This is a genomic window from Mesobacillus jeotgali (assembly GCF_002874535.1).
GTDB lineage: Bacteria > Bacillota > Bacilli > Bacillales > Cytobacillaceae > Mesobacillus > Mesobacillus jeotgali.
This window is the reverse complement of the sequence record NZ_CP025025.1, coordinates 2417393-2441931: the sequence shown is the minus strand read 5'-3', so window position 1 is coordinate 2441931 and position 24539 is coordinate 2417393. Positions and strand designations below refer to the sequence as shown.

Sequence of the window (24539 nt, the reverse complement as noted above, 5' to 3'; positions counted from 1 at the left end):
AGCCACAGGACGTGGCGCTTTAAGGCGGGCAGCGCTTGTCGGGGCTGAACGAGGCGCTTTTGCTTTTTGTTCTTAAGCCATTTTATATTGATCTTCACGAAATCCAGTTTTATCCTGGACAATCTCATCTACTTCGGAACCTTCAAGTGTTTCTTTCTTTAGCAATTCATCCACTAATCGTTCAAATTGATCCTGGTGCGCATTAATGATCATTTCGGATTTTTCTAAAGCGTCATCGAAAAGCTCCTGCATTTTTGTCTCTTTTAAGCCTTTGCTAAATGTAAGTGAGAAACCTTCCTGAAGCAATCCGGTGTCAACCATTTGCTCAATGATCTGTTTAGCCTGTTGGACATCACCGCTTACCCCGATACTGTGCTCACCAAGAATCATTCTTTCAGCGACACCGCCAGCAAGAATCATGGCAATCCGGTCAATTAAGTCGCTGTGTGTGGACAATTGAAGCTCTTTTGGAATTGGAGCCACATAACCGAGAGCCTGTCCCCGAGGAATGATTGTTGCTTTCCGGACTGATCCGGGTTTAGTGACAGCTGATACAAGAGCATGTCCTGCCTCATGGATTGCTACCCTGCGTTTTGTGTCAGCATCCTGAAGAGTGCGGGACGTGCTTCCGAGTATTGTTCGGTCAAGAGCATAATCTATATCACTCTTCGAAATGTAATCCTGCCCATTCCTTAACGCCCGTCTACTTGCGGTTTCGAACAATGAATGCAGCTCTGCCCCTGAGAATCCAGAAGTACTTTCTGCCAGGTCATCCAATGATGCGACAACATCGTCAGCAAGGTTTTTACCTTTAATATGGATATCGATGATTTCTCTTCTCCCTTTCGTATCAGGAAGAGGGACGTTGAATGAGAAGTCGATACGTCCAGGGCGCAAAAATGCATCATCAAGCATGTCTTTTCTGTTTGTTGCAGCAATGAATAGGATGCCATCGTTAGAATGTCCCCCGTCAAGCTGGACAAGAAGCTCTGTCAATGTCTTTTCACCTTCTTCACCGCCGTGGGGCTTACGCTTGCCAGCAAGAGCATCGACTTCATCGATGAAAATTACAGCCGGACCTTGCTTTCGGGCACTTTGGAATAAGCTGCGGACACGCGATGCACCTACGCCAATGAACATTTCATTAAATGCAGATCCACTGGCTGAAAAGAAGTTGGCATTCAATTCACGGGCAATAGCTTGAGCAAGCAAAGTTTTACCTGTCCCTGGAGGTCCGTATAATAGAATCCCCTTTGGAGGCTTAATGCCCATCTTTGATGATTTATCAGGATTTTTCAAGATTGAAAGAGTCTGGATGATTTCCTCTTTCATTTCTTCTTGCAATCCACCTACATTTGCTAGGGTAATGGAAGGCAGAGGGTTAGGCTTCGATAAACTATTTTTCATTCTATTGCCTGTGCCAATACCTCCTGTTTTCTTTTGGATCACGAACGCTGCACCCATCAGCAGCAATAACACCCCACCAAGGATCCAAGCACCATACTTACTGTTGTTCATATACTCATAGTTTATATTATATTTTTCTACTAATTTCTCAACCATCTGGCTGCCGGGAGGGACTTGGGAAACAAATGTTGAATCTTTTGTCTCAAGTACAAGTGTTCCATCCATTTTTTCAATTAGTGTTGCTTCGCCACCATTTAGACCTTCAATTGTCTTGACAAGCGAAGAAAATGGGACCGAAACTTTATCATCAGTATTTTGAACGACAAATGTCGCTGCTAACGTAATTATTACCATAAACGCCGCAAAAAGCGGGAGTATCTTAGAAACAAACTTCGGATTTGAATTCATAGTTTCAGCTCCTTATCAATTCTAAATACCATTATAAGTAATATATCAACGTTATGAATGGGTAAATTGTATGACTCGCAGTGGTAAATAAATGAAATAATTAGGCGGAAGGTTTATGGGGGTCGGAAATGCGGGTATAGAAGGGTTTTTGTATTTAATATTGGGAAAATTTATATGGACAAATTGTGACAATTAATTAAAATGGTAAAAATTACAAAATTAATTGAATAGCTACTTGAAACTTCTGGAAGGTAAAGATAGGATGAAAAGAGAAATACTTAAATAATATTCTGACATTTATTTTGTGCACTCAGGAGGGGTCTGTTTGAAGGGCTGGAAGAATCCCATGCTATTGGTTCTGGGAATTGGGATTTCAAACATTGGTAATTGGATTTATTTTGTGGCTATAAATTTATTGGTATTAAAATTAACAGGTTCTGCTGCTGCGATTGCAGGATTATTCATCATCCGGCCGCTGGCGATCCTCCTAACCAATACTTGGGCTGGCAGCGTCATTGATCGGGTCAATAAGAGAAGGTTAATGATTTTCATAGATGTTCTTCGTGGTATCTTAATAGCAATCATTCCATTATTTACTTCGCTAGTTCCGATTTATATAATTATGTTCTTAACTAATATTGCTGGTGCATTTTTTGGCCCTACTTCAGAAACTTACATAACGAAGCTTGTTCCTCCTGAAAAGAGAAAACGCTTCAATTCAATTTTTTCCTTTGCAACATCCGGGGCTATGCTGGTTGGACCGAGTGTGTCTGGGCTGCTGATCATGTATGGAAGCATAAGTACAAGTATCTATATTAATGCAGTAACTTTCTTTCTATGTGCTGTAGCAATTTTCTTCCTGCCAGATGTTGATGAAAGGTTAACTAATGAACAATACAGAGATCGAATCACGATGAAAATGATTGCAGCGGATTGGAAAGCTGTGCTCAATTTTGGGAAAACAGCAGCAGGTTTTATGGTGGTTTTCCTGATTTTTCAGTTCATTACTTTAATCTCATTTGCACTTGATTCTCAGGAGGTAACCTTCATTCAGAAGGTTGTCGGCTTGTCCGAAAAGAATTACGGACTGTTGGTAAGTCTTACAGGAGCGGGGTATGTGGTTGGTTCATTTGCAGTGTCAGCACTGGCGAATCGTCTTTCCATAAGAATGCTCTTGGGATTGGGGTCGTTTTTGTCTGTAACAGGATACTTAATGTTCTATCTTGCTTCTCCAGACACGGTACCTCTTGCTGTAATTGGCTTTATAATTATTGGATTCTTTTCTCCATTCTCGTTTACCGGTTACACAACATTTTTCCAAAACAATGTACCTGTTGACTTGATGGGCAGGTTCAGCAGTGCGTTTGCCTTCTTTCAGGCAATGGTCCAAATCGTCTTAACATTATTATTAGGTTATTTAGCGGAATTAGTGAAACTACAAACAGTCACTATCGCATTCTCGGCACTGGGGCTGCTGCTGGCTGTTGCCCTGACTTCATTCATGTTCCTGCAGTCAAAGAAAGATCTATTCATCCTTGAGGCAGAAAACAATTTAACAGAAGAGGGTTAGTAAGGCTGTACTGGTTTAAAATCCAGTACAGCTTTTTTTTGGAGAACCTTTGGATCTCAACTCATCTGACATGATGATACATAAAACATGGTGATTGGCAGAAAATAGATTTGATTGAATATACAGGATTAAAAAAGGATTTTAGACGAGGTGTAATAAAGGGAGGGAAGAGCTTGTTCCATGCTGTATTGATTGCAGGAGGGGTCGCATTGGCGGTCGGAAGAGGGAAGTGGCAAAAGTGGAAAGAGTTTTTACCTACTTTTTATTACTGGGCCTTGTTTAGCTGTTTCTATGAGTATATTTCCTACATCGGAAACAAACACTTGTGGGAATTTGACAAGAACTTCATCAGTCTATTCTTCACGGAAACACTTTATACGTTTATTTTCTACCCAAGCATGATTGTTTTGTTTCTAGGGAGTTTTCCAGAAGAAAGAACTAGAAGGTTCTGGTATTACTTAAAGTGGATATCTTTGTCGATCATTATAGAGGCAATTGCACTCAGAATAGGAGCTATCAAATTCGCCCACGGCTGGTCTATGGGCTGGGAAGTATTTTTCTACAGCACGATGTACCCCATGCTCAGGCTCCACTATAGGAATCCTTTGATTGCGCTTTTTCTTTCCATAATTTTTGTCTGGTTTTATTTAATGATTTTTAACTTCCAACTTGTTTGAAGGTCAATAGATCACTTGCTGATTGTTTAGCAGTTAAGGGAATAGTTTCTAAAAATGTGTAAACCTTAATTAAAGCAAATATGAAATTTGAGGTGTAATGTGATTTGTCTTACTTTCAGGATAAAGAGCGAATATTCATCGTGTTTTCTCTGATTGTGATATCACTCTTCCTATCCCCCTATTTCATTTTAGGAGACGATGCCCATATCCGGGTACATGACAATCTTGACTCGAATTTGGCATGGTATAAGGTGCTTGCTGAGAGTGGCCAGATTGCCGGATCATTACAATCCAGGATTCCTCAAATCATTAATGGACTGCCAAGAAATGCACTGGGAACCGAGTACAGCATGATTGTGTGGTTATATGTCTGGTTCCCAACGATGATTGCTTATGGAATAAGCCAGGCAATCACCAGATTTTTTGCTTTCATTGGAATGTACCTGGTTTTGAAGGACCACTTTATTAAGGGAAAAGATAAAAGCCTGATTCGGATCGGGACTGCACTTGCATTTGCCCTAACCCCTTTTTGGCCTTCCGGGATGCTTAGCACATTGGGTATGCCTCTGGCACTTTGGGCTTTATTGCATATAAGGAATGGAAGAGGTAATGGGTTGCATTATCTTGCTCTAACGCTCTTGCCATTTTATTCAAGCATTGTTCTGGGCTTTTTCTTTTTCCTCAGTGCAATGGGTTTACTCTGGCTTAGTGAAGTTATTCGAGGTAAAGGATGGAACTGGAGTTTCTTCAGAGCAATAGCTTATATGACCGCTGTTTACTTAATCACTGATTACAGACTGTTATACTCCTTTCTATTTGATGGTGAGCCGAATAGCAGGGATGAATATTTTCATGCCCGACTGTCTTTCTGGCATTCTGTCAGACTTACCTTTAAAAATTTCTTGCTTGGGCATACCCATGTAATGACTGTACATACACTTGTTATTTTGCCGGTCATATTTGCTGCACTGTTTCTTATTTGGAAGCAAAGGAAATGGGTGAAAGAGCGTATATTTGTTTTCTTATTTGTGCTGAATTTCTTTTTATCTGCCTGGTATGCCTTTTGGTTTTATAAAGGGTGGCTACCTTTAACGGAGAAATTCCATTTTCTTGATACATTTAATTTTGCCAGGTATCACTTTTTGCGTCCATTAGTATTGTACCTGTTGTTTGCGATTGGCCTGAAAATTCTCTGGGATGAAAAATTTTTGAGAAAAGCAGTCCCATGGTTAGTGGCTGCGCAAATTCTATTGCTGCTGTTTACTAATGAAGAGATTGTTCATCGTAAAAAGCCAAGTGTCAGGGAGTTTTATGCAGAGCAACAATTTAACGCGATTAAAAATCACATAGGAAAACCTCAAAATAGCTATCGTATTGCCAGTATAGGCTTACATCCAGCGATTGCACAATTTAATGGTTTTTACACACTGGATACCTACAATAATTTTTATCCTTTGAGTTATAAATATCAATTCAGGAAAATTATCGAAAAAGAACTAGAGAAAAATAAGCGGATCCGAATTTATTTTGATGAGTGGGGCGGACGCTGTTATCTTTTTACCGATGAATTGGGAAAGCATTATTTGTTCAAAAAAACATCAAACAGAAGAATCGAAAATATTGATTTAAATCTAGAGCCGTTTAAACAAATGGGGGGACAATTTATCTTTTCTTCTGTTCCGATCGATAACGCATTGGAAAATAACCTAAAGCTCGATAAAGTCTTTACCTCAAAGGAAAGCGCCTGGAAAATTTACCTCTATGAAGCTTTATAACACCAAGGAGGCTAATCAATGAATATGCCGATCTTAACAATTATTGTTCCTTGTTTTAATGAGGAAGAAGTCTTGGGAGAGACTATTAATCAGTTAACAACAAAGCTTAGAGAACTGGTCACTGATAAAATGGTATCAGAAAAAAGCAAAATCTTATTCGTCGATGATGGCAGCAAGGATAGGACTTGGCATTTGATTTATAAGGCCAGTTTGAATAGCGAAATTGTAAAAGGACTAAAGCTCTCGAGGAATGCAGGGCATCAAAATGCTCTGCTTGCCGGACTTTTTTCAGCTAAAGAGGCTTCTGATTGCATGGTCACCATTGATGCTGATCTGCAGGATGATATCGATGCCATTAACGACATGGTCATGAAGTTCAATGAAGGTTACGAAGTTGTGTATGGTGTGCGCAGCAGCAGGGAGAGTGACACATTATTCAAACGTTTTACTGCAGAAGCTTTTTACAAGCTAATGGACAAGCTTGGAGTCAAACTAGTCTTTAATCATGCGGATTTTCGTTTGATGGGCAAGAGGGCGGTCGAAGAATTGGAGCATTTTGCTGAAAGCAACATGTTTCTCCGTGGTATTGTACCGTTAATAGGTTTTAATTCAACCTCTGTTTATTATGAAAGAAAGGAAAGGCTTGCGGGGGAAACGAAGTATCCATTTAGAAAAATGATGGCGTTTGCCTTTGACGGAATCACTTCATTTTCCGTTACACCGATCAGATTCGTTATGCTTGTTGGGTGTATCTCATTTTTTGTAAGCCTTGTTTTCGGTCTATACTTTCTTACATTGAAGCTGTTCGGTAACACAGAACTCGGATGGACTTCGTTGATCACATCGATATGGCTAATAGGGGGACTGCAGTTAATTGCCCTGGGTTTAGTCGGTGAGTATATTGGCAAAATCTATAAGGAAACTAAGCGGAGGCCCAAGTATATTATCGATGTCGACCTCTTCAACCTGCCGGTATCAAGGAAATTGATCAACATGGAAGGGGCAGATTATGAGTCAATCGTTGAAACTCGGAAGCTATCTGAGAATAACTAACCAGCTGGCACAAAGAATTGTCGTAAGTTTTGCAAACTTTCCTCCTTTCTTTAAATTTCTGCTTGTCGGCGTACTGAATACCTTTGTTGGAATGGGACTAATGCTTTTACTGAAAAATGGACTGGAATGGCCATTTTGGTATGCGACGTTCACTGGCAATGCTATAGGGGCAGCTGTTAGCTATCTATTGAATCGAACTCTTACATTTAATAGCAGTGTTCCTTTTCAAATTGGGGGACCAAGGTTTTTTTTAGTGGTTATGGCATGCTATTTCCTTTCCTTCTCGGTCAGCCGAGAGATAACTGGGACCATGAATTCCATTACAGTTTGGCATTTCTATATAGAAACGGAAAATATTGCGATACTTCTTGGTTCAATCATCTACACGATCACTAACTATATCGGACAAAAATCCTTTGTTTTTAAGGATCAGATTCAAAGCAGCTCATGAGGCTGCTTTTTTTTCTTGACTAAATCTCCAAATAGAGATAAAAATGATTGAGTGTGAAAATTTTTTAGTAAGGTTTTCGGAACATGGCAAGTACCCAACATATTAATTTAACACTAAAAGGAGCAAGACCACTTCATGAACATTTGGGAATTATTTGTGGCATTTATACTAGGGTTAGTAGAAGGATTGACTGAATTTGCGCCTGTTTCGTCTACTGGTCATATGATTATTGTTGATGACCTGTTATTGCACTCTAAACAATTATTTACAGAACCTGTTGCAAATACCTTCAAAGTAGTCATTCAATTAGGATCTATTTTAGCAGTAGTCATTGTGTTTAAGGAAAGATTCATTAACCTGTTAGCTCTTAAAAAAGGTGTTTCATTCGGAGATTCCAAAGGGAGGCTAAGTCTGCCTAAGGTGATTGTTGGTTTGATTCCCGCCGGGTTGACAGGTGTTTTATTTGAAGACTACATTGACGAATATCTATTTTCGGTACAAACAGTCATAATCGGATTAGTAGTAGGTGCATTTCTATTAATTCTCGCAGACCGCTTACAACCAAAACAACTCAAGACTGAAGATGTTGATCAAATCAGCTATAAACAAGCATTGGGAGTAGGTTTGTTCCAGTGTCTAGGATTATGGCCGGGATTCTCAAGGTCAGGTTCTACAATTGCCGGAGGAGTTCTTCTTGGTATGAGCCACCGAGCGGCTTCCGATTTCACGTTCATCATGGCGGTTCCAATCATGCTTGGCGCCAGCGGCATTTCTCTTTTGAAAAATTGGGAGTATTTCACGATTGATGCATTGCCATTTTTCACCGTAGGCTTTATCAGCGCGTTTGTGTTCGCGTTAATTTTCATAAGGTTCTTTTTGAGACTTATCAATAAAATTAAACTAATGCCATTTGCTATCTATCGGATTATTTTGGCGGGGTTGATTTATTTTATTTTTCTATAATGCTCTTTCAGCTTATTGTGTTATTAAAAAGGAAAAGACGCGTAAATGCGCCTTTTCCTTTTTTGGTTTCAAAAAATCAAAACATGCGGTGCGCTTTTGCGTTACTCCTCGCAATTAGAACATTTTGTGCAACCTGAGTTTCCCCATTTATCTGCGAGTTTGTATGCTTGCGCCTTGACCTAGAGTGGTGAAAAAGTTGTGAGTGTGGATCCAAATGATCTTTATAACTCATACAATCACCTCATGATTAGATTTTTGAAACGCTTGATACTCATATGAATATCATTTATATCGTTTGTATTAAGGTTGGTCAATATACAGAATAAAATAGAGGGATTTGAGATGATAATCTTTTTTTGCTTTTTTTGTAACTTTTTACAACTTTCATCGTATTAATCTTTGTGAGGTAATGAAATATAATATTTTAATGAAATGAGGAGATTCTATGTCGCAGTTTGCCCTTGAGGTAAAGGCGTTAACAAAGACAATTGGTAAAAAAACAATTGTTGATGACGTGAGTTTTCAAGTAGAACGGGGTGAAATATTCGGACTCCTGGGCCCGAATGGTGCAGGGAAAACAACGATTATCCGAATGATTGTTAGTCTGATTAATCGTACAGGAGGAACTGTGCTAATTAATGGACATGATTTGGATGATTCCTTTACAGATGCAATGAATGAATTAGGTGCTATTGTAGAAAACCCTGAGTTCTATAAATACCTTAGTGGATATAAAAATCTCAAGCATTACGCTCGTATGGCATTAAGCGATATTACTGAAGAGCGGATTAACGAAGTGACCGAGCTGGTAGGTCTTGATAATGCAATCAATGATAAAGTTCGTACATATTCCTTAGGGATGCGCCAGCGTCTGGGGGTTGCACAAGCCATTTTACATAAGCCTTCTATTCTCATACTGGATGAACCAACAAATGGACTTGATCCTCAAGGAATTCGTGAATTCCGTGATTATTTACGCTTGCTCGCAAGCCAGGGAACATCTGTGTTAGTCTCATCGCACTTATTATCAGAAATGCAGCTAATGTGCGATCGATTTGCGATTATTGAGAAGGGAAAACTGATCCACATATCTTCGATGCATGATAACGAACCATCAGAGGCTAAAAAGGTTAAGACGATAGAAGTGGAACTATCCAATCCCGCTCTTGCTTCCAAGCTCTTAACAGAACACATGACAGATGTGAAAGTGACTTCGAGTAAAGGCACGCGCCTGACCTTATCCGTGCGAAAAGAACAAATTCCAATGATCAACAAACTTTTTGTTGAAAATGATATAGATGTTTTTGAAATTCTAAATGTAAAGGCAACGCTTGAAGACCGCTTCTTGGAAATCACAAATAAAGACAAAAAGGAGCAAATGGTATGATTCCTTTAATACAAAATGAATTAATGAAAATTTTTGGCAAAATGGCCAGCTGGATATATATGATCGTTATTGTACTGGCAGTTTTAATCGCAGGCATTATTTATTCTAAATTCAGTGCAGATCCTAACCCTAATTGGAAACAGGATACACAGACTGAGATTACCATGCTTGAAAACCAGATGGCATCTGCATCCGGAGACGAAAAGAAAATGATTCAAAACCAAATTGAGCAGACCCAGCAATTTCTGGATCAGGACATTAATCCGAATGCGAAAACAAACTGGCATTTTATGAATGATGTTGTGGTAGGTGTCAGTTCACTTGTAACTTTGTTCGTAGTAGTTGTGGGCAGTGCCAATGTTGCGGCAGAATTCTCAGATGGAACGATCAAGCAGCTTTTAATCCGTCCGCATCAAAGATGGCGAATCCTGCTGTCAAAGTACATAGCTGTCATTATTTATGCATTATTATTGGTCCTTACATTAATCGTATCCGGCTATATAATTGGATTGCTCCTATTTGGCAGTGGTGATTTCAATATGAAGATGTTTGAAATTACGCTCGAAGGAAGAAAAGTGGCAATTGTCGGTACACAATTCTTGTTAAAAATGCTTTACTTCATTCCAAGCCTTCTCATCATCATGACGATTGCTTTTATGCTGTCAACATTGTTTAAAAGCCAGGCTCTTGCAGTTGGAATAGGTATCTTTGTCCTTTTCTTTTCATCGACACTAGGTGGGATTATCCTGATGCTTGCTGACAAATATGCTTGGGCGAAATTATTGATTTTCCCGCATTTGGATTTGACAGTCTATGCTCTCCAGGATAGGATTCTTGAGGATATAACATTACCAGTTTCGCTTTCCATACTTGCTGTGTATTACGCAGTATTTATGATGCTCACCTTTTTCTTTTTCCAAAAGAGGGATATCAGTATTTAAGCAGAATAAATTAAAGAGCGGTCCTCGGGCCGCTCTATTTAATTTGAAGAGTGGAAGGGGAGAGGGATGGTGAATCCTATATTATTGGATTTTCCAACTGAGTTTGAAACGGACCGGCTTTTGATCAGGATGCCGCTGCCCGGTGATGGTGCTGTCACATGTGAATCAATCAATGCATCATTAAAAGAACTTCAGCCTTGGATGCCATTTGCCCAAAAAGAACAATCGGTTGAAGAAACGGAAATAGTGATTAGACAAGGGTATGTAAATTTTTTAAATCGTTCAGACCTTAGGTTGCTTGTATTTAAGAAAGACACCGGGGAATTTGTCGCCTCATCCGGTTTACATAGAATTAACTGGGAAGTTCCCAAGTTCGAAATCGGCTATTGGATCGACACTCGATATAGTGGGCAGGGATATATGACAGAGGCTGTCCAGGGAATCACAGACTTTGCCGTTCGTGAGCTTAAAGCCCGAAGAATCGAAATTCGCTGTGATACATTGAATACTAAAAGCAAGGCAATCCCTGAAAAATTAGGCTTTGCTCTCGATGGAATATTAAAGAATGATTCCCTTTCTGTTGAAGGGGAGCTAAGGGATACTTGTATTTACTCTAAAATATTCTAACTGTAATGGAGGTATCCAATTTGGCTATTGGTTACCTCTTTTGCATATTATCGGTTAAGAGCTTGGCGTATTGGTGACCTGTTTTACGGAAATATTGATTTTTAGGTCGCCAATGGGTGGTATTGGTGACCTGTTTATGGAAATATTGATTTTTAGGTCACCAGTGGGTGGTATTGGTGACCTGTTTTTCGAGAAAATGGATTTTTAGGTCGCCAATGGGTGGTATTGATGACCTGTTTTACGGAAATATTGATTTTTAGGTCGCCAATGGGTGGTATTGGTGACCTGTTTTTCAGGAAAATGGATTTTTAGGTCACCAATCAGGGGTATTGGAGACCTGTTTTTCGAGAAAATGGATTCTTAGGTCACCAATCAAGGGTATTGGTGACCTGCTTTTCGAGAAAATGGATTTTTAGGTCACCAATCAGGGGTATTGGAGACCTGTTTTTCGAGAAGATTGATTTTTAGGTCACCAATTAGGGGTATTGGTGACCTGCTTTCAAAAATATGGATCATCAGGTCACTAATCGCTTTTATTTAATGACCTGTTTATCGGGTTTTGAAAACACTATTTGGCAGCAGGGATGGGTGCTAATAAAATCGAGCAGCCAATTAGGCTGCTCGAAATTAAACTTATTCCCCTTGCCACTCTCTAAGTTTATCTATCACTTTGTCGCCAACCTTACCGGCGTCTTCCTGCATTTGTTCAAAAACTTTTTTCCATTTTGGAGCTTCTTCTTTTAGTTTTTCTTCAACCTGGCCAGCACGCTCTTTTAACTCTTTCTCTAGTTCATTTGCTTTTTCCTTAATTGCTTTTTCTGTCTCTTCATAATCAACGATGGCACCGGACTGCCGATCGTTGATTGATTGGACTTTGAATTCTTCCTGCTCGATGTGGGGCACTGTTTCTTCCATGATCGCTCTAAACAGTGGCACTACATCCTTTGAGCTGCTGCTGGATAAATAATGCTTGCGGTCGGTTTTATCATATCCAAGCCATACTGCTCCGACAATGTTCGGTGTATATCCTACAAACCATTGGTCCTTTGTTCCATTGATATCTGCGTAAGGAAGCTGTGTAGAACCTGTTTTTCCTGCGATCTCCACACCCTCAATATTTGTTCCTTTACCAGTTCCTGTTTCTACAACATTCAATAAGATAGACGTCATTTCATTGGCCACTGATTTGGAAGTCACGCGCGTTGTTGAGCCATCATGCTCTGCAATCACCTTGCCTGTTGGACCGACAATTTTCGTGATTACATGGGCATCATGACGCTTCCCGCCATTTGGGAAGACAGAATAAGCTTCGGCCATTTTTAAGGGAGAAACACCATTATGCATTCCTCCGAGGGCGAGGGCAAGGTTCTGGTCTTCTTTTTCAACTTTGATTCCAAATCTTCTTACAGCATCAATTCCTTTATTCAAGCCTATTTCATTCAAAAGCCAAACTGCAGGAATATTAATTGATTTTTCAACTGCCTCATACATTGGCACTTCTCCCTGATAAGTATCAGAGAAGTTTTTCGGACTATAATTTTTGAAAGACATCTTCTTGTCAACAAGCATGGAATCATACTTATATCCTTCTTCTAATGCCGGTGTGTAAACGGCCAGGGGTTTCATTGTCGAACCAGGCTGAGCCCTGAGATGGGTTGCACGATTGAAGCCTCTGAACACCTTCTCGCCTCGTCCGCCAACCATTGCAAGGACACCACCATTCCCGGGATCAAGCAGAACGGATCCACTCTGTACTAAAACATCACTGGCTCGATCAGGGAATAGATGGTCCTGTTGGTATACTTTTTCCAGGCCGGTTTGTATGTCCTGATTAAGTTCAGTATAGATGCGATAGCCTCTTGTCATGATTTCATCCTGGGTAAGTCCGTATTTACTTGTTGCTTCATCCAAAACCGCATCTACATAAGAAGGATACTTACGGTCAGCGAGTGAGCCGCCGCCGTCTTCCAATACAATCTTTTGAGATTTAGCTTGTTTATATTCAGTATCTGTTATCATTCCTAGTTCGTTCATTTTGGCAAGTACAACATTCCTGCGTTTGATGGCAGCTTCATAATTATTATAAGGATCCAGGGCAGAAGGTGCTTTTAGCAGGCCTGCAAGCAGTGCAGCCTCACTTATAGTGACATACTGAATATCCTTTGCAAAATATTTTTTACTGGCGTTGTTGATCCCAAAAGCGCCACTGCCGAAATACACCTGGTTCAAGTACATTTCTATGATTTCGTCCTTTTCATATACCTTTTCGATCTCTACCGCCAAAAATAATTCTTCTACTTTACGTTTATATGTCCGCTCTGAAGATAATAGAGCATTTTTTGTCAGCTGCTGGGTAAGGGTACTGCCACCACCGGTAATGCCTCCAGCTAAAAGGTTTCCAAAAAAAGCACGTGCGATACCTTTAATATCGAATCCGTTATGTTCATAGAATCGTTCATCCTCAATCGCTATGACGGCATTTGGCACATGCTCTGGCATATCTTTTATCGATACTCCACCGGTACGGTTGGTAGCAAGTTTGCTTGCTTCGTCGCCATTGTGATCATAAATGGTAGTTGCCTGGCTCAATCCATCCTTCAGAGTCTGGACATTTGCCCTGCTAGCGATAAAAGCAAACCAAAGAATCGACAGTAATATGAAAACCAATAAGATTAATAACAAAATTTGAGTCAGGTGGCGCCGTTTCCAAAATCGAACAACAGCCTCCCAAAATCTTTGCAGTAATTGCATATAATTTCTCCTTTTAAGTGAAGCTTTTCAGTGTATATTCAAGCTGCCAAAATTAGGTGTTCATTAATTTACCTTCCATTATATATGATTTACTGTATTTCAGGAAAGTTGAAGCCATTCACCTGGCGTCAGGGGTCATATTATTTGTTTAAGCTTGAAAAATCGATGAGATGAAATTCATGCTAATAGCCTTATTGAGTTCCAGAAAGAGTCTGGGGCATATATAAATTGTAGCTCTTGGTATAAATGAAATAAATACAACAAAACTAACTAAAGGATTCTTACAATTGGAGGAGACTAATGAAACTTTTAGAAGAAACGTTAATTCTCTTAGGCAGGGTGGTTACTATTCTGCCGTTGATGTTGTTTGCTACTTTGTTTATGGGGAGACGCTCAATAGGAGAGTTGCCTATTTTTGACTTTTTAATCTTATTGGCTTTTGGTGCGGTCGTTGGGGCGGACATTGCAGACCCGAAGATTCCACATATACATACTGGAATTGCCATTATCTTAATAGCGTTGCTTCAAAAACTGGTAGCCTACATGAAGATTAAAAGCCGGAAAATAGGGCGTATACTCACCTTTGAACCAATCACGGTCATTAACGAGGGAAAATTCATTGTGGAAAACTTACGAAAAACACAGTACTCAATCGATAATATTTTGTTAATGTTACGAGAGAAAGATATTTTTAATGTCCAGGATGTAAGAATAGGAATCCTCGAAGCTAACGGAAATTTAACGGTCATGAAAAAAGCAGAAAAAGCGACAGTCACTCTGGAGGATATGAATTTGACCAGGACTGCTGATGATTTGGCTATGCCATTAATTATAGACGGTAAATTGTATAAAAAAATTCTCTACCAGCTTAACTTAGATGAGAAGTGGCTAATGGAACGCTTAGCAGAAGAGTCGGTTCATAATTTGAAGGATGTATTTTTTGCTTCCATCACAGAAGGGAAATCCCTGCAGATTACTTTAAAGAATCAATCAGCCATAAACATACCGCCAATTTATCACTGAAAAGACTTTTTTCGAATACTTTGTAACTTGTACACTATCTAAAGGAAATCAAGTCTAAATTAGACTTGAATTTATAAGTGCTTAGCTACAATTATCTTTTTGATAACTGGAAAACCTAAATAGAAGAAAAGTCTGCCCACTTTAATTATAGCCAGACTTTTTTCTTATATTTACCTGACAGAATAATTTTTACCAGCCAGCAGGAAGCATTGCCACTGGAATAAGCGATACCTTATAAGTGTATCCGCCATCCTTTGTTCCAGTTCTTTGTTCCAGTTAGCCATAGAGCAGTAGCCATATAGATGACCTTTACAGTGTTATCCTGTGAAAACTCTGTTACGTAAACAATCCTGTCAGCCATGAAGCCGATTTGCTCTTGAGTTCACAGGATTTTATCAGCCATGAAGCCAATTTGGTCTACTGTGTAAAGAACACCATCCAATGTTTGAGAATATGAATCAGCACCCATTTGGCCTACTGTTACTAAAACATCTGCGGTTGTAGTAGCAGCTTCAGCTTTTTGCTGTGGAAGTCCAACAGCAACTAAAGATAAAAACATCGCAAGAGCAATGAGAGATTTTGTAATAATGTTTTTCGTAAAATTTTCCTCCTGCTTTCGTTTCAATACCATTAAGGGTATTAAATTATGTTAAGGGTATACCATAATAGGTATGATGTCGACTGTTTTATATAAATTATTATTTTTATATTTAATGTTCTCATTGTAGTTTCGCTCTTACGGAAGTAAGATGTAAGAGGTGAAAATAGAAAGGAGTTGGTATCTTTGGGTTATTCAAAAGAACCTGATCCCGATAGGTCCGGGGAAGTCGCTAATCTAATAGATTTGATACTATTGAATGCTGCAAGACTATCAACTCTGAAAAAAGGTAGTTGGCTTCCTCAATAAAAAAAGAGGAGGTTGGTACAATGCTGGAAATTTATAAAAGCAGTGAAGAAAGACATTTAGCACGTGTAGAAGAAATCTCCAAAGGCACATGGGTTAATATGGTGCATCCTACTGAAGATGAAATCAAAAGGGTTGCCGGTGAAACGGGAATCGCAGTGGACTTCATAAAGGATGCCCTTGATGATGAAGAGCGTCCAAGAATAGAAAAAGAAGATGGTATTGTTTATATAATTGTTGACTATCCGTACATTACACATGATGATTCAGGCTTTCCGATTTATGAAACCATACCAGTCGGCATAATCCAGACTGCGAATTGCATCATAACTGTTTCGCTAAAAGAGACACCTGTATTGAATGAATTCAAGTCAAACAGGGTCAAGGAATTTTATACTTTTAAGAAGACGAGATTTGCACTGCAAATCCTTTACGTTATTTCGATTTATTATCTACGGTATCTCAAACAAATTAATAAAAAGACAAATGAGATTGAGCGAGAGCTCCATCAGTCGATGAAGAACAAGGAATTATATGCATTTCTTGCTTTGGAAAAAAGCTTGGTATACTTTACGACGTCATTAAAGTCCAATAAAGTCGTACTTGCGAAGATCATGCGCTTCAATTATTTGAAAATGTATGAAGAAGATAAGGATTTGCTTGAAGATGTCATCATTGAAAATACGCAGGCCATAGAAATGGCAGAGACCTACAGTTCGATTTTAAGTGGTATGATGGATGCATTTGCCTCTATCATTTCTAATAATCTCAATATGGTAATGAAATTCCTGACATCTATAACAATCATTCTCTCGTTTCCTACTATGGTGGCAAGCTTCTATGGAATGAACGTGGATCTTCCATTTCAGCACAATCCATTTGCGTTTTTCCTGGCAATTAGTATGGCTGTGTTATTGGCTGGATTAACCGCATTCATTTTTTGGAAAAAGAAATATTTCTAACTGAGCGTCTGGACATCTGTCCGGGCGTTTTTTAGTCTAAATTCTGCATTTATACATATTTATGGATTAACAGAGATAGTACTTTCAAATCGGAATCACAAGCAAAAGGGTGATTGAATGACAGGGATTTTAATCAATATTTATAGGAAAATGCTGTCAGGTTTCATTATATTAATTTGTACACTCAGTTTTTTTCTGATAGCGGGATTCATTTCATCTTCGAACATCAGCTTTTTCAAATTCAAAGTAAATGGAGATATTGGTGCAGAGGTATTCTTAAGGATCATCAGTTATGAGAACCCATTGATTGGACATGCATTGACAGGGTCAAATGCTGATTTGTCGATTATTTCTACAGGATTCAAATTGCTAACGAATGTTGAGATGAATGATATCAGGAGTCTGATCCGAAGTGAAATTCCAGGTTTCATGGCTTTTGATTCAAGCTTCCTTATTGCAGAGGAAGGTGTTGATTTCACGGATATCCCAATTGAATCTGCCCCTCCAATGGAGGTTCTGTTGCAGGAAAGGAATATGGCAGCGAATGAATTAAAAGAGCTGAACAGTGGAAATGTATCCTCAGGTTCCCCGCCAACAGAGAAATCAGTGTTCATCTACCATACTCACAGCTGGGAATCATACCTGCCCTTGTTAGGACTGGAGGGAGCAGAGAATGAAAATGAGGCTGTTGATGGCAAAACAAACATCACCATTGTAGGTGATTTGCTAGGTCAAGAGTTGGAAAAAAGGGGAATTGGAGCAAGCGTGGATAAGACCAATATTGGCCAAGAGTTGGATAGGAAAGGCTGGCTCACACACAAGTCTTATGAGATTTCACGGTCATTGGTTCAAAGTGCCATGGCTGGAAATAAGAAATTACAGTACTTTATTGACCTGCACCGGGATTCAGTCAGAAAGGATTCAACAACAGCCACCATTAATAACGAGCCTTATGCCAGATTAGTTTTTGTCATTGGCGAGGAAAATAAGAACTTCCAGCAGAATTTGAAGTTTGCAAATGAACTTCATAAGATCCTGAATAAAAATTATCCAGGAATCAGTAAGGGAGTTTTGCCTAAAAAAGGAATTGGCGTTGATGGAATATATAATCAAGATTTGCACGCCAACACATTAGTAGTTGAGGTTGGCGGCGTTGACAACAATATGAAGGAGTTAAAAAACACAATAGAAGCGTTAGCGGACGCGATCAGCCAGATTTATTGGGAGGCAGAAGAGGTAAATGGCTGAAAATCGTGAAAAGTATTTCTGGCTGTTGTGGACGATTGCCACTACGATGTTAGCGTACTTTTATTTCCCATTGACGTTTGCGATTACTTTTTTCTTATCAGGCATCGTCATAAGCAGTAAATGTCTGGTCGAAGATTTTATAAATCATCAGGAAGATGATGAAAAGCAAAACGAAAAAAACCATTGAAGCATGTGTCTTCAATGGTTTTTCCTTTATTTAAACCAGCCTTTTTTCCTGAACCAGAAGTACATGGTCATACCTATGACAAACATGGCGAACAATGCTCCAAAATAACCAAATTTCCAGGAGAGTTCAGGCATATTCTGAAAATTCATCCCGTAAATTCCTGCTATGAAGGTTAGTGGCATGAAAATGGTTGTGATTACAGTAAGTACTTTCATTACTCGATTCGTTTCATGTGAATTGATCGATAAATAGCTGTCCCTCATATCAGTTGTCAGTTCACGGCTCGCATCCACCTTTTCAGCTAACCTTAATAAATGATCATGGATGTCCGCGAAATATTCTTTTTGTTCAAGTACTCCTGAAAGACGATGGGAATTAATCATCCTGTATACCAAATCCCTCATTGGAGTGATGGTGTGCCTTAACGAGAGCAATTCATGCCTTGTATCGAATAAATCTTCGAGCAATTCCTCCATCGAGCGGTCAGCTGAATTCTCATCAATTTCATTCAATGTGTCCTCAATTCGATAAACATGAGGAAAATAATTATCGACTATTTTATCTAAAACATGATAGAGAACAATCGATGGGTTCCATTCCACGGGGGCCTTCGCAAGCTCTAATCTCTGCCAAACATCATCAATTTCTCGCATGCTGACACTATGGTAGGTAACGATATAGTTATGTCCAAGGAATAGGTCAACCTCCTCCTTTTGCATGGATTCACCATTCAGAGCCTGGAAAACAAAAAAATGATAATCATCATAATAATCGAGTTTGGGTCTTTGAAGGGTATGGATACAATCTTCAATAGATAAAGGGTGGAATCGCAAGGGTTCTTTTAATAATTCGATCTCTTCATCTGTCGGCTCATTGAAGTCAATCCAATGCCAATGACTACTGTCTGACACCAAAGAGTTTATACTTCGACCAGTTTGGATATTCCCATCAGGACTAACAGAAATTGTACGTATCATAAATTCTCCCAAAAAACGTTTTCTAGGCTATTAATTAATTCGATTGGTGTGTTCTCAGTAATAAAATCCGCCAATGACTTAAATAACCTAATATTATTATATTAGCAAAGAAGGACAGGAATCAAAGCAGAACCCATGAGCCTGGGATATCAGGAGTCAGAAAGATGATTCAAATCAACAAATGATAGGTGATGGAAATAAAACAGTATTGCTATAATAAGAATCAAAAGCAATTTCCACAAAATTTCATCCTAGTGTTGCCAATAGTTATGCTGAAAATATAAAAACAGAATTGTTCAGGAGATGAGAAAGAATGCTGCATCATGTTGAAATCAATGTAACCGATTTAAATAAAGCCAACGTATTTTGGGGCTGGTTTTTAAGCGAGTTAAAATATGAAGTCTACCAGAAATGGGACACCGGCATAAGTTGGAAATTTAAAAAGACTTATATAGTATTCGTTCAAACCGAAGAAAGGTTTCTTCAAGCGGGATATCACCGCTCGCAAGTTGGTTTGAATCATCTAGCTTTTTATGCAGATTCACGGCAACATGTGGATCAAATGACAGAAAAACTAAGAGAAAGACAGATTCCCATCCTCTATCAAGACAGACACCCTTTTGCAGGAGGGGCAGATCACTATGCCGTGTTTTTCGAAGGACCAGATCGTATGAAAGTTGAATTGGTTGCACCTGATTGACATCGGAGAATTTTTCTCCGAGTGTAAGTTCCTGATTTAAGGGGAAAGGTATTTTACTTTTGTAAATTAGGAGGCACTGGAAAAAAGTTATGGCAGAAGTTTTTTTAGAAATTGTCATCTCTGCGATGGCAACAGGTTTGGGAGCAATACCAGTTTTATTTCTAAATAATGTCTCACCCCGGTTAAAGTCTTTACTTCTTGGTTATGCTTCAGGAATTATGATGGCGGCTACAACCTTCAGTTTGATACCAGAGTCTTTGAATTCATCAAATATCTGGGTTCTATCCATCGGTATGTTATTAGGGACTTTTGTATTGAATCTCATTCATTCTAAGACTTGAGACCTCGACACAAGTGACTTTAAATTATTATCTGGTGTTGATCGAAAAACATTAGTAATCATTACAGCTATTACACTTCATAATTTACCCGAAGGCCTTTCAGTAGGGGTTAGCTATGGTTCGGGTTTAGAAAACCTTGGAGCTATCATTGCCTTTGCAATCGGTCTGCAAAATGCGCCAGAAGGATTCCTTGTAGGCCTTTATTTAATCCATCAGAAAATGCCTAAAATGAAGGCACTTATGATTGCTACTTTTACAGGGTCTGTAGAAATATTAACGGCAGCAATTGGATATTTTCTCGCTGCCGAAGTAGCAGGGCTTGTACCATATGGATTGAGTTTTGCAGCAGGGGCGATGCTCTTTGTCATCTATAAAGAATTGATACCAGAAAGCCAGGCAGATCATCAAGTGAAATTCCCGACGTATTCCTTTATACTGGGCTTGATCTCAATGCTTTATCTTACTATACATTTCGGTTAGACATAAAAGCCAAGGTCTCTTGGCCTTTTCCCTTCCCATCATTAAGCATTTTGTTGGGAATATATCTAAAAGTGTTGGGTAAAGACAAAGAGAGTCTGTTATTCTATTGGTATACATATTAGGAGGGATCAGTATGGGAGAATGCAATATTGACCACAGCAAAAAGGATGTCCAGGAGAAATACCAATCACAAAAGGAATTCCTTCCTCAGGAAATTCATCCATTGTTCAACCAATTTTTTGAGGAAGAACATACACAGGGCATTTTGAATGAAGTATTCCACTTGCTTAAGAAGTATGACCTAGTGACAGAAGAAGAAAGAAGCGAACGTAATAACAGATTGAAATTGGTTTTAAAGAACGTATAAATAAGAACAAAAAGCGCAAGCGACTCGAGGGACTAGGCGCTGTAGGCGGATTAAGAAAACCATATATAGTTATCCACAACGAAATTGTTTTATAATTTCCTGGACAAGTGAAAAGGGGGCCATGTGCTCCTTTTTTTATTGGATCCGAGAAAGCATCTTCAATTAAGCCAACCAACAAGAAACTATTAAAAACGGCACTTCGAATAACCTATATTTCCAGAAAATTCTTAGTTTGTTTTTTGTGGAAAAATCCTATTGCCAGCAAAAACCAGAAGGAGTAAAATTAGGTGGATATTTCGATATCCAAAATAATTTAAATGATTCGAAAGAAGAGGAATGTATGGAAAGTCCTTCACAAATAACAAAGAGGAATGAAAAGAATAGCATAATAAATGGTGTCGCTTCTACGGTTGTTATGAGTATGAGCAATAACTACTTTGCCTTATTTGCAATTGGTGTTCTCGGTGCTACGAATTATCAAGTAGGATTAATTAGTTCTTTGCCTCAAATAATAGGCATGTTTGCAATGATTCTTGGTACCGTGATTATGAGCAGGCTGCAGGAAAAAAAGAGGTTCACTGGTCTCTCGATTTTGTTCACTCGTTTATTTTTGCTGGGGATGTTTTTGGTCATCTATCTGCCTGAAGAATACAGGGCCTGGACATTTGTATTACTGATTGGTCTAATGAATCTTCCAGGTTCATTCGCAATGCTTAGCTGGCAGTCATTTATTGGGGACCTTATTTCAGACAGCCGCAGAAGCGGTTTTTTTAGTGAAAGGAACAGGATACTGACCATTGCTGGTATGATTACGACATTGCTGATTGGAATAGGGCTTCAATGGTTTGACAAATCAAATCCTCTGCCATATCAAATCCTCTTCATTTTAGCATTTCTATTTGGTATTGCAGAAGTTATCTATTTAAATAGACATATAGAACCGAAGAAAGAAAAGGTACCTGGCAAGAAAAAGTTAAATTTAGGCTGGGACGCCTATAAACACAAACCGTTCATTTACTTCTTGATATGCGGATTGTTTTTCAACTTTGCCTGGCAGCTAGCCTGGCCTCTGTTCAATATATATAATATCAAGGTCGCTCATATGACTGGTTTCTGGATCAGCATTATAACTGTGGCGAATCAGGTGGGTCAGATCATAAGCTTCAAGTGGTGGGGAAGGATGGCTGATAAGCACAGCAATGGAAAGATGCTGGCAGTTACTGCGGTCGGGATGGCATCAGCGCCATTCCTAACAATCCTTTCGAAAAATATGTATTACCTAACCTTCGTCAACTTTACTTCCGGCCTTTTTGTTTCCGGGACCGTTCTTTTGTTATTTAATCAGCTTCTTGAAGTGACGAAGGAGGAGAACCGTGGAAGTTTTATCGCACAATATAACATTCTTTTAGCGATTATAGGCTTTATTGCACCGCAGGTTGGTGTGTATTTGCTTCAGTTAAGTTCAATTGAAACGGCTATGAATCTCGCTGCTGTTTTACGATTGTTATCAGGCGCGGTTTTTTTATTATTCTTTTTCTATATGAAAATTGAAAGAGATGTGGATTCCCGTTTGCTTGACCAGGGAACCCAAGTAGGTAAGCAAGGTTAGAAATACTTCCCGGTCTTCTCAGGCCGGGTATTTTTATTGGGAATATCTATGCAGGAATTTATCGGCTTCATACCGAATAAACTCTACTAATATTGTTAGGACAGGTTGTGTTGCCATGCCTATTTTCAGTTATTTATTAATTTCATATCTTCTTGGCAGCTTAATGGCTGGCTATTTCGTTGTTAGGTTACTCGGGAGAAAGGATATAAGAGTCGAGGGAAGCGGCAACGTAGGGGCGCGGAATGCGGGACGGGTCCATGGAAAAGTATCATTCGTTTTGACTTTTCTTGGTGATTCTCTAAAAGGGGCAATTGTAATCCTTCTTGGCGAATATTTTAAACTTTCGCCTGAATTATTATTGGGCGGATTGGGGTTTGGAATCCTTGGCCATGTTAAGCCGATTACCTTGAAATTTAAAGGTGGCATGGGGATCTCTACATTTATCGGAGGGATGCTCGCCTTTGAACCGCTAACAGCTTTGGTTATCATTGTTGGTTTTCTTTTGTTTTATCCCTTTTTTAAAAGTTTTACATTTGCAGGACTTGGTTCCTTTGTTTTGATTCCTGCATTTTTTTACTTCCTGGGAACCCAGCCGCTAGTTGTATTTATTTCAGCCGTACTTGTAATGATTATAATATTCATCCACCGTGAAGATATTTTAGAAAGATTAAATAAAAGAGCTAAAAATTAAATAGGGCGGGACAAAAGCAGACAACCGATTCCTTCTGCCGAATATATTATTAGAAATGAAGTAGTGGAAGGAATGAGACTTATGTTTAACTGGGGTGTTAGGTTCAAAAATAAAGCCTGGGTTATCGCTTTCATTTCACAATTAATGATAGTAGCCCAAATTGTACTGGAAGGTTTAAATATATTGGGGTGGACAACTTTCAGATTGACGGATGAAATCCAGAATGAGATTTTGATGTTGGTAAACAGTATTTTCATGATTCTTGCCATGCTTGGGGTCATACAAGATCCAACCACTAAAGGATACAGAGACAGTAAAAGGGCAATGGAATATAAGGACCCAAACTAAATCAGTTAATGTTAGCATTCGCACATTTTGAGGTAAAGAATTGAATAGGATAATATATCCTTCCGAAAGGAGCCTGAAATATGTGGACCTGGATTTGGCTATTGCTGCTGCCAATCGTTGTTTTGCTGCTGATAGAAGAAGGAAGTCAATTTATTTGGCGCAGGTATTTAAAGAACCCTCAAGAAGGAAATGATACGATTTTTGTCCGTACTCTAAACAGCTTAAAAAAGATTCAGCAGAAATACCGCAAAGATCCTTCACATTGAGTTGAAGGATTCTCTTGTGGAGTGCAAAACGCGAAAAAACAAATCAAATAGTATGTTAAATTGCTTACAATTTAGCATGCTATTTTTTATTGGTTAGGAACGTTTATGACAATTTTATTTGATAATTAACCCTGTTATTAGCATACCAATTAGTAAAGTGAGAATGGACATTCTAATGCTGTTAATTTACATGCTAAAACGCTTGTAAATACTTCCTTGAATTTGATAGGAATTGCAAATTTCCAAACATAAAATAGATGCACCAGCAGAAAGAAGTCTGGTCCATAAATAAGAAATCAGCGAAAGTAAAATAAGCGGAGTTTTTCCGGTTATATTCAGAATGGAGCACGTTTTTGGCTAAATAAGCGGAGTTTTTTCTCTTATACCAAGCAAATTCCACCAAATTAGTGTTTTTCGAATCAATAG

24 protein-coding genes and 1 pseudogene are annotated in these 24539 nt (G+C 38.9%); 20 read left to right on the top strand and 5 right to left on the bottom strand.

What is annotated here, in order from left to right:
• Positions 1–72 precede the first annotated feature (72 nt).
• Positions 73–1815, bottom strand: coding sequence for an AAA family ATPase (locus tag CD004_RS12295; RefSeq protein WP_102263033.1), 1743 nt, complete (start codon positions 1813–1815; stop codon positions 73–75).
• A gap of 325 nt (positions 1816–2140) precedes the next feature.
• On the opposite strand from CD004_RS12295, the gene CD004_RS12290 reads away from it, so the two are divergent.
• The 6 genes from CD004_RS12290 to CD004_RS12265 all read left to right on the top strand — a co-directional run bounded on the left by CD004_RS12290 (position 2141) and on the right by CD004_RS12265 (position 8304).
• Positions 2141–3385 (top strand): MFS transporter, encoded by a 1245-nt coding sequence (locus CD004_RS12290; RefSeq protein ID WP_102263032.1) that lies wholly within the window; start codon positions 2141–2143, stop codon positions 3383–3385.
• A gap of 173 nt (positions 3386–3558) precedes the next feature.
• Positions 3559–4062: a CBO0543 family protein gene (locus tag CD004_RS12285; protein ID WP_102263031.1), complete on the top strand. Its 504-nt coding sequence runs from the start codon at positions 3559–3561 to the stop codon at positions 4060–4062.
• 104 nt (positions 4063–4166) lie between these two features.
• A complete protein-coding gene (locus CD004_RS12280) occupies positions 4167–5837 on the top strand; it encodes a DUF6044 family protein (protein ID WP_102263030.1) in 1671 nt (556 codons plus the stop codon).
• A gap of 18 nt (positions 5838–5855) precedes the next feature.
• On the top strand, positions 5856–6890 hold the full coding sequence (locus CD004_RS12275; protein ID WP_102263029.1) for a glycosyltransferase family 2 protein: 1035 nt from the start codon (positions 5856–5858) through the stop codon (positions 6888–6890).
• Positions 6847–7341, top strand: coding sequence for a GtrA family protein (locus tag CD004_RS12270; RefSeq protein ID WP_102263028.1), 495 nt, complete (start codon positions 6847–6849; stop codon positions 7339–7341). Before CD004_RS12275 ends, CD004_RS12270 begins: the two co-directional genes overlap by 44 nt.
• A gap of 135 nt (positions 7342–7476) precedes the next feature.
• The gene (locus tag CD004_RS12265) at positions 7477–8304 is read left to right on the top strand and encodes an undecaprenyl-diphosphate phosphatase (RefSeq protein ID WP_102263027.1); all 828 of its coding nucleotides are present in this window, start codon (positions 7477–7479) and stop codon (positions 8302–8304) included.
• 76 nt (positions 8305–8380) lie between these two features.
• Here CD004_RS12265 and CD004_RS12260 read toward each other — a convergent pair whose 3' ends face one another.
• The gene (locus CD004_RS12260) at positions 8381–8536 is read right to left on the bottom strand and encodes a YpzG family protein (RefSeq protein ID WP_102263026.1); all 156 of its coding nucleotides are present in this window, start codon (positions 8534–8536) and stop codon (positions 8381–8383) included.
• A 213-nt stretch (positions 8537–8749) separates the two neighbouring features.
• Here CD004_RS12260 and CD004_RS12255 point away from each other — a divergent pair, with 213 nt between their 5' ends.
• The 3 genes from CD004_RS12255 (at position 8750) to CD004_RS12245 (ending at position 11259) form a co-directional block, all read left to right on the top strand.
• On the top strand, positions 8750–9691 hold the full coding sequence (locus CD004_RS12255) for an ABC transporter ATP-binding protein (RefSeq protein WP_102263025.1): 942 nt from the start codon (positions 8750–8752) through the stop codon (positions 9689–9691).
• The gene (locus tag CD004_RS12250) at positions 9688–10632 is read left to right on the top strand and encodes an ABC transporter permease (RefSeq protein ID WP_102263024.1); all 945 of its coding nucleotides are present in this window, start codon (positions 9688–9690) and stop codon (positions 10630–10632) included. The genes CD004_RS12255 and CD004_RS12250 overlap by 4 nt, the downstream gene beginning before the upstream one ends.
• A 66-nt stretch (positions 10633–10698) precedes the next feature.
• Positions 10699–11259, top strand: a complete 561-nt coding sequence (locus tag CD004_RS12245) for a GNAT family N-acetyltransferase (protein ID WP_158651550.1) — start codon at positions 10699–10701, stop codon at positions 11257–11259.
• A gap of 633 nt (positions 11260–11892) precedes the next feature.
• On the opposite strand, the gene CD004_RS12240 is transcribed toward CD004_RS12245, so the two are convergent.
• Positions 11893–14010, bottom strand: coding sequence for a PBP1A family penicillin-binding protein (locus CD004_RS12240; protein ID WP_102263023.1), 2118 nt, complete (start codon positions 14008–14010; stop codon positions 11893–11895).
• 300 nt (positions 14011–14310) lie between these two features.
• On the opposite strand from CD004_RS12240, the gene CD004_RS12235 reads away from it, so the two are divergent.
• Positions 14311–15033: a DUF421 domain-containing protein gene (locus CD004_RS12235; protein ID WP_102263022.1), complete on the top strand. Its 723-nt coding sequence runs from the start codon at positions 14311–14313 to the stop codon at positions 15031–15033.
• 382 nt (positions 15034–15415) lie between these two features.
• On the opposite strand, the gene CD004_RS12230 is transcribed toward CD004_RS12235, so the two are convergent.
• Positions 15416–15658 (bottom strand): hypothetical protein, encoded by a 243-nt coding sequence (locus tag CD004_RS12230; RefSeq protein ID WP_158651549.1) that lies wholly within the window; start codon positions 15656–15658, stop codon positions 15416–15418.
• Between the two features lie 302 nt (positions 15659–15960).
• Between CD004_RS12230 and CD004_RS12225 the strand changes: the two genes are divergently transcribed.
• The 3 genes from CD004_RS12225 to CD004_RS12215 all read left to right on the top strand — a co-directional run bounded on the left by CD004_RS12225 (position 15961) and on the right by CD004_RS12215 (position 18334).
• Positions 15961–16899 (top strand): magnesium transporter CorA family protein, encoded by a 939-nt coding sequence (locus tag CD004_RS12225; RefSeq protein WP_102263020.1) that lies wholly within the window; start codon positions 15961–15963, stop codon positions 16897–16899.
• A gap of 117 nt (positions 16900–17016) precedes the next feature.
• Positions 17017–18147, top strand: coding sequence for a stage II sporulation protein P (gene spoIIP / locus CD004_RS12220; protein WP_102263019.1), 1131 nt, complete (start codon positions 17017–17019; stop codon positions 18145–18147).
• Complete coding sequence (locus tag CD004_RS12215) at positions 18140–18334, top strand: hypothetical protein (RefSeq protein ID WP_102263018.1); 195 nt, start codon at positions 18140–18142, stop codon at positions 18332–18334. Before spoIIP ends, CD004_RS12215 begins: the two co-directional genes overlap by 8 nt.
• A 26-nt stretch (positions 18335–18360) precedes the next feature.
• On the opposite strand, the gene corA is transcribed toward CD004_RS12215, so the two are convergent.
• The gene (gene corA / locus CD004_RS12210) at positions 18361–19311 is read right to left on the bottom strand and encodes a magnesium/cobalt transporter CorA (RefSeq protein ID WP_102263017.1); all 951 of its coding nucleotides are present in this window, start codon (positions 19309–19311) and stop codon (positions 18361–18363) included.
• A 313-nt stretch (positions 19312–19624) separates the two neighbouring features.
• Here corA and CD004_RS12205 point away from each other — a divergent pair, with 313 nt between their 5' ends.
• The 7 genes and pseudogenes from CD004_RS12205 to CD004_RS12175 all read left to right on the top strand — a co-directional run bounded on the left by CD004_RS12205 (position 19625) and on the right by CD004_RS12175 (position 24113).
• A complete protein-coding gene (locus tag CD004_RS12205; RefSeq protein ID WP_102263016.1) occupies positions 19625–20011 on the top strand; it encodes a VOC family protein in 387 nt (128 codons plus the stop codon).
• Positions 20012–20100: 89 nt separating this feature from the next.
• Positions 20101–20832 (top strand): annotated as a pseudogene (locus CD004_RS12200) (ZIP family metal transporter).
• Between the two features lie 133 nt (positions 20833–20965).
• Positions 20966–21199 carry a group-specific protein gene (locus CD004_RS12195; RefSeq protein ID WP_102263015.1) on the top strand — a complete coding sequence of 78 codons (234 nt, stop codon included), beginning with the start codon at positions 20966–20968 and terminating at the stop codon, positions 21197–21199.
• Positions 21200–21539: 340 nt separating this feature from the next.
• On the top strand, positions 21540–22808 hold the full coding sequence (locus CD004_RS12190; RefSeq protein WP_102265089.1) for an MFS transporter: 1269 nt from the start codon (positions 21540–21542) through the stop codon (positions 22806–22808).
• Positions 22809–22923: 115 nt separating this feature from the next.
• Complete coding sequence (locus tag CD004_RS12185; protein WP_102263014.1) at positions 22924–23499, top strand: glycerol-3-phosphate acyltransferase; 576 nt, start codon at positions 22924–22926, stop codon at positions 23497–23499.
• A 72-nt stretch (positions 23500–23571) separates the two neighbouring features.
• Entirely contained in the window at positions 23572–23847 is a 276-nt protein-coding gene (locus tag CD004_RS12180) for a phage holin (RefSeq protein WP_324781745.1), read from the top strand.
• An 80-nt stretch (positions 23848–23927) separates the two neighbouring features.
• A complete protein-coding gene (locus tag CD004_RS12175; RefSeq protein WP_102263012.1) occupies positions 23928–24113 on the top strand; it encodes a hypothetical protein in 186 nt (61 codons plus the stop codon).
• Positions 24114–24539: the final 426 nt, after the last annotated feature.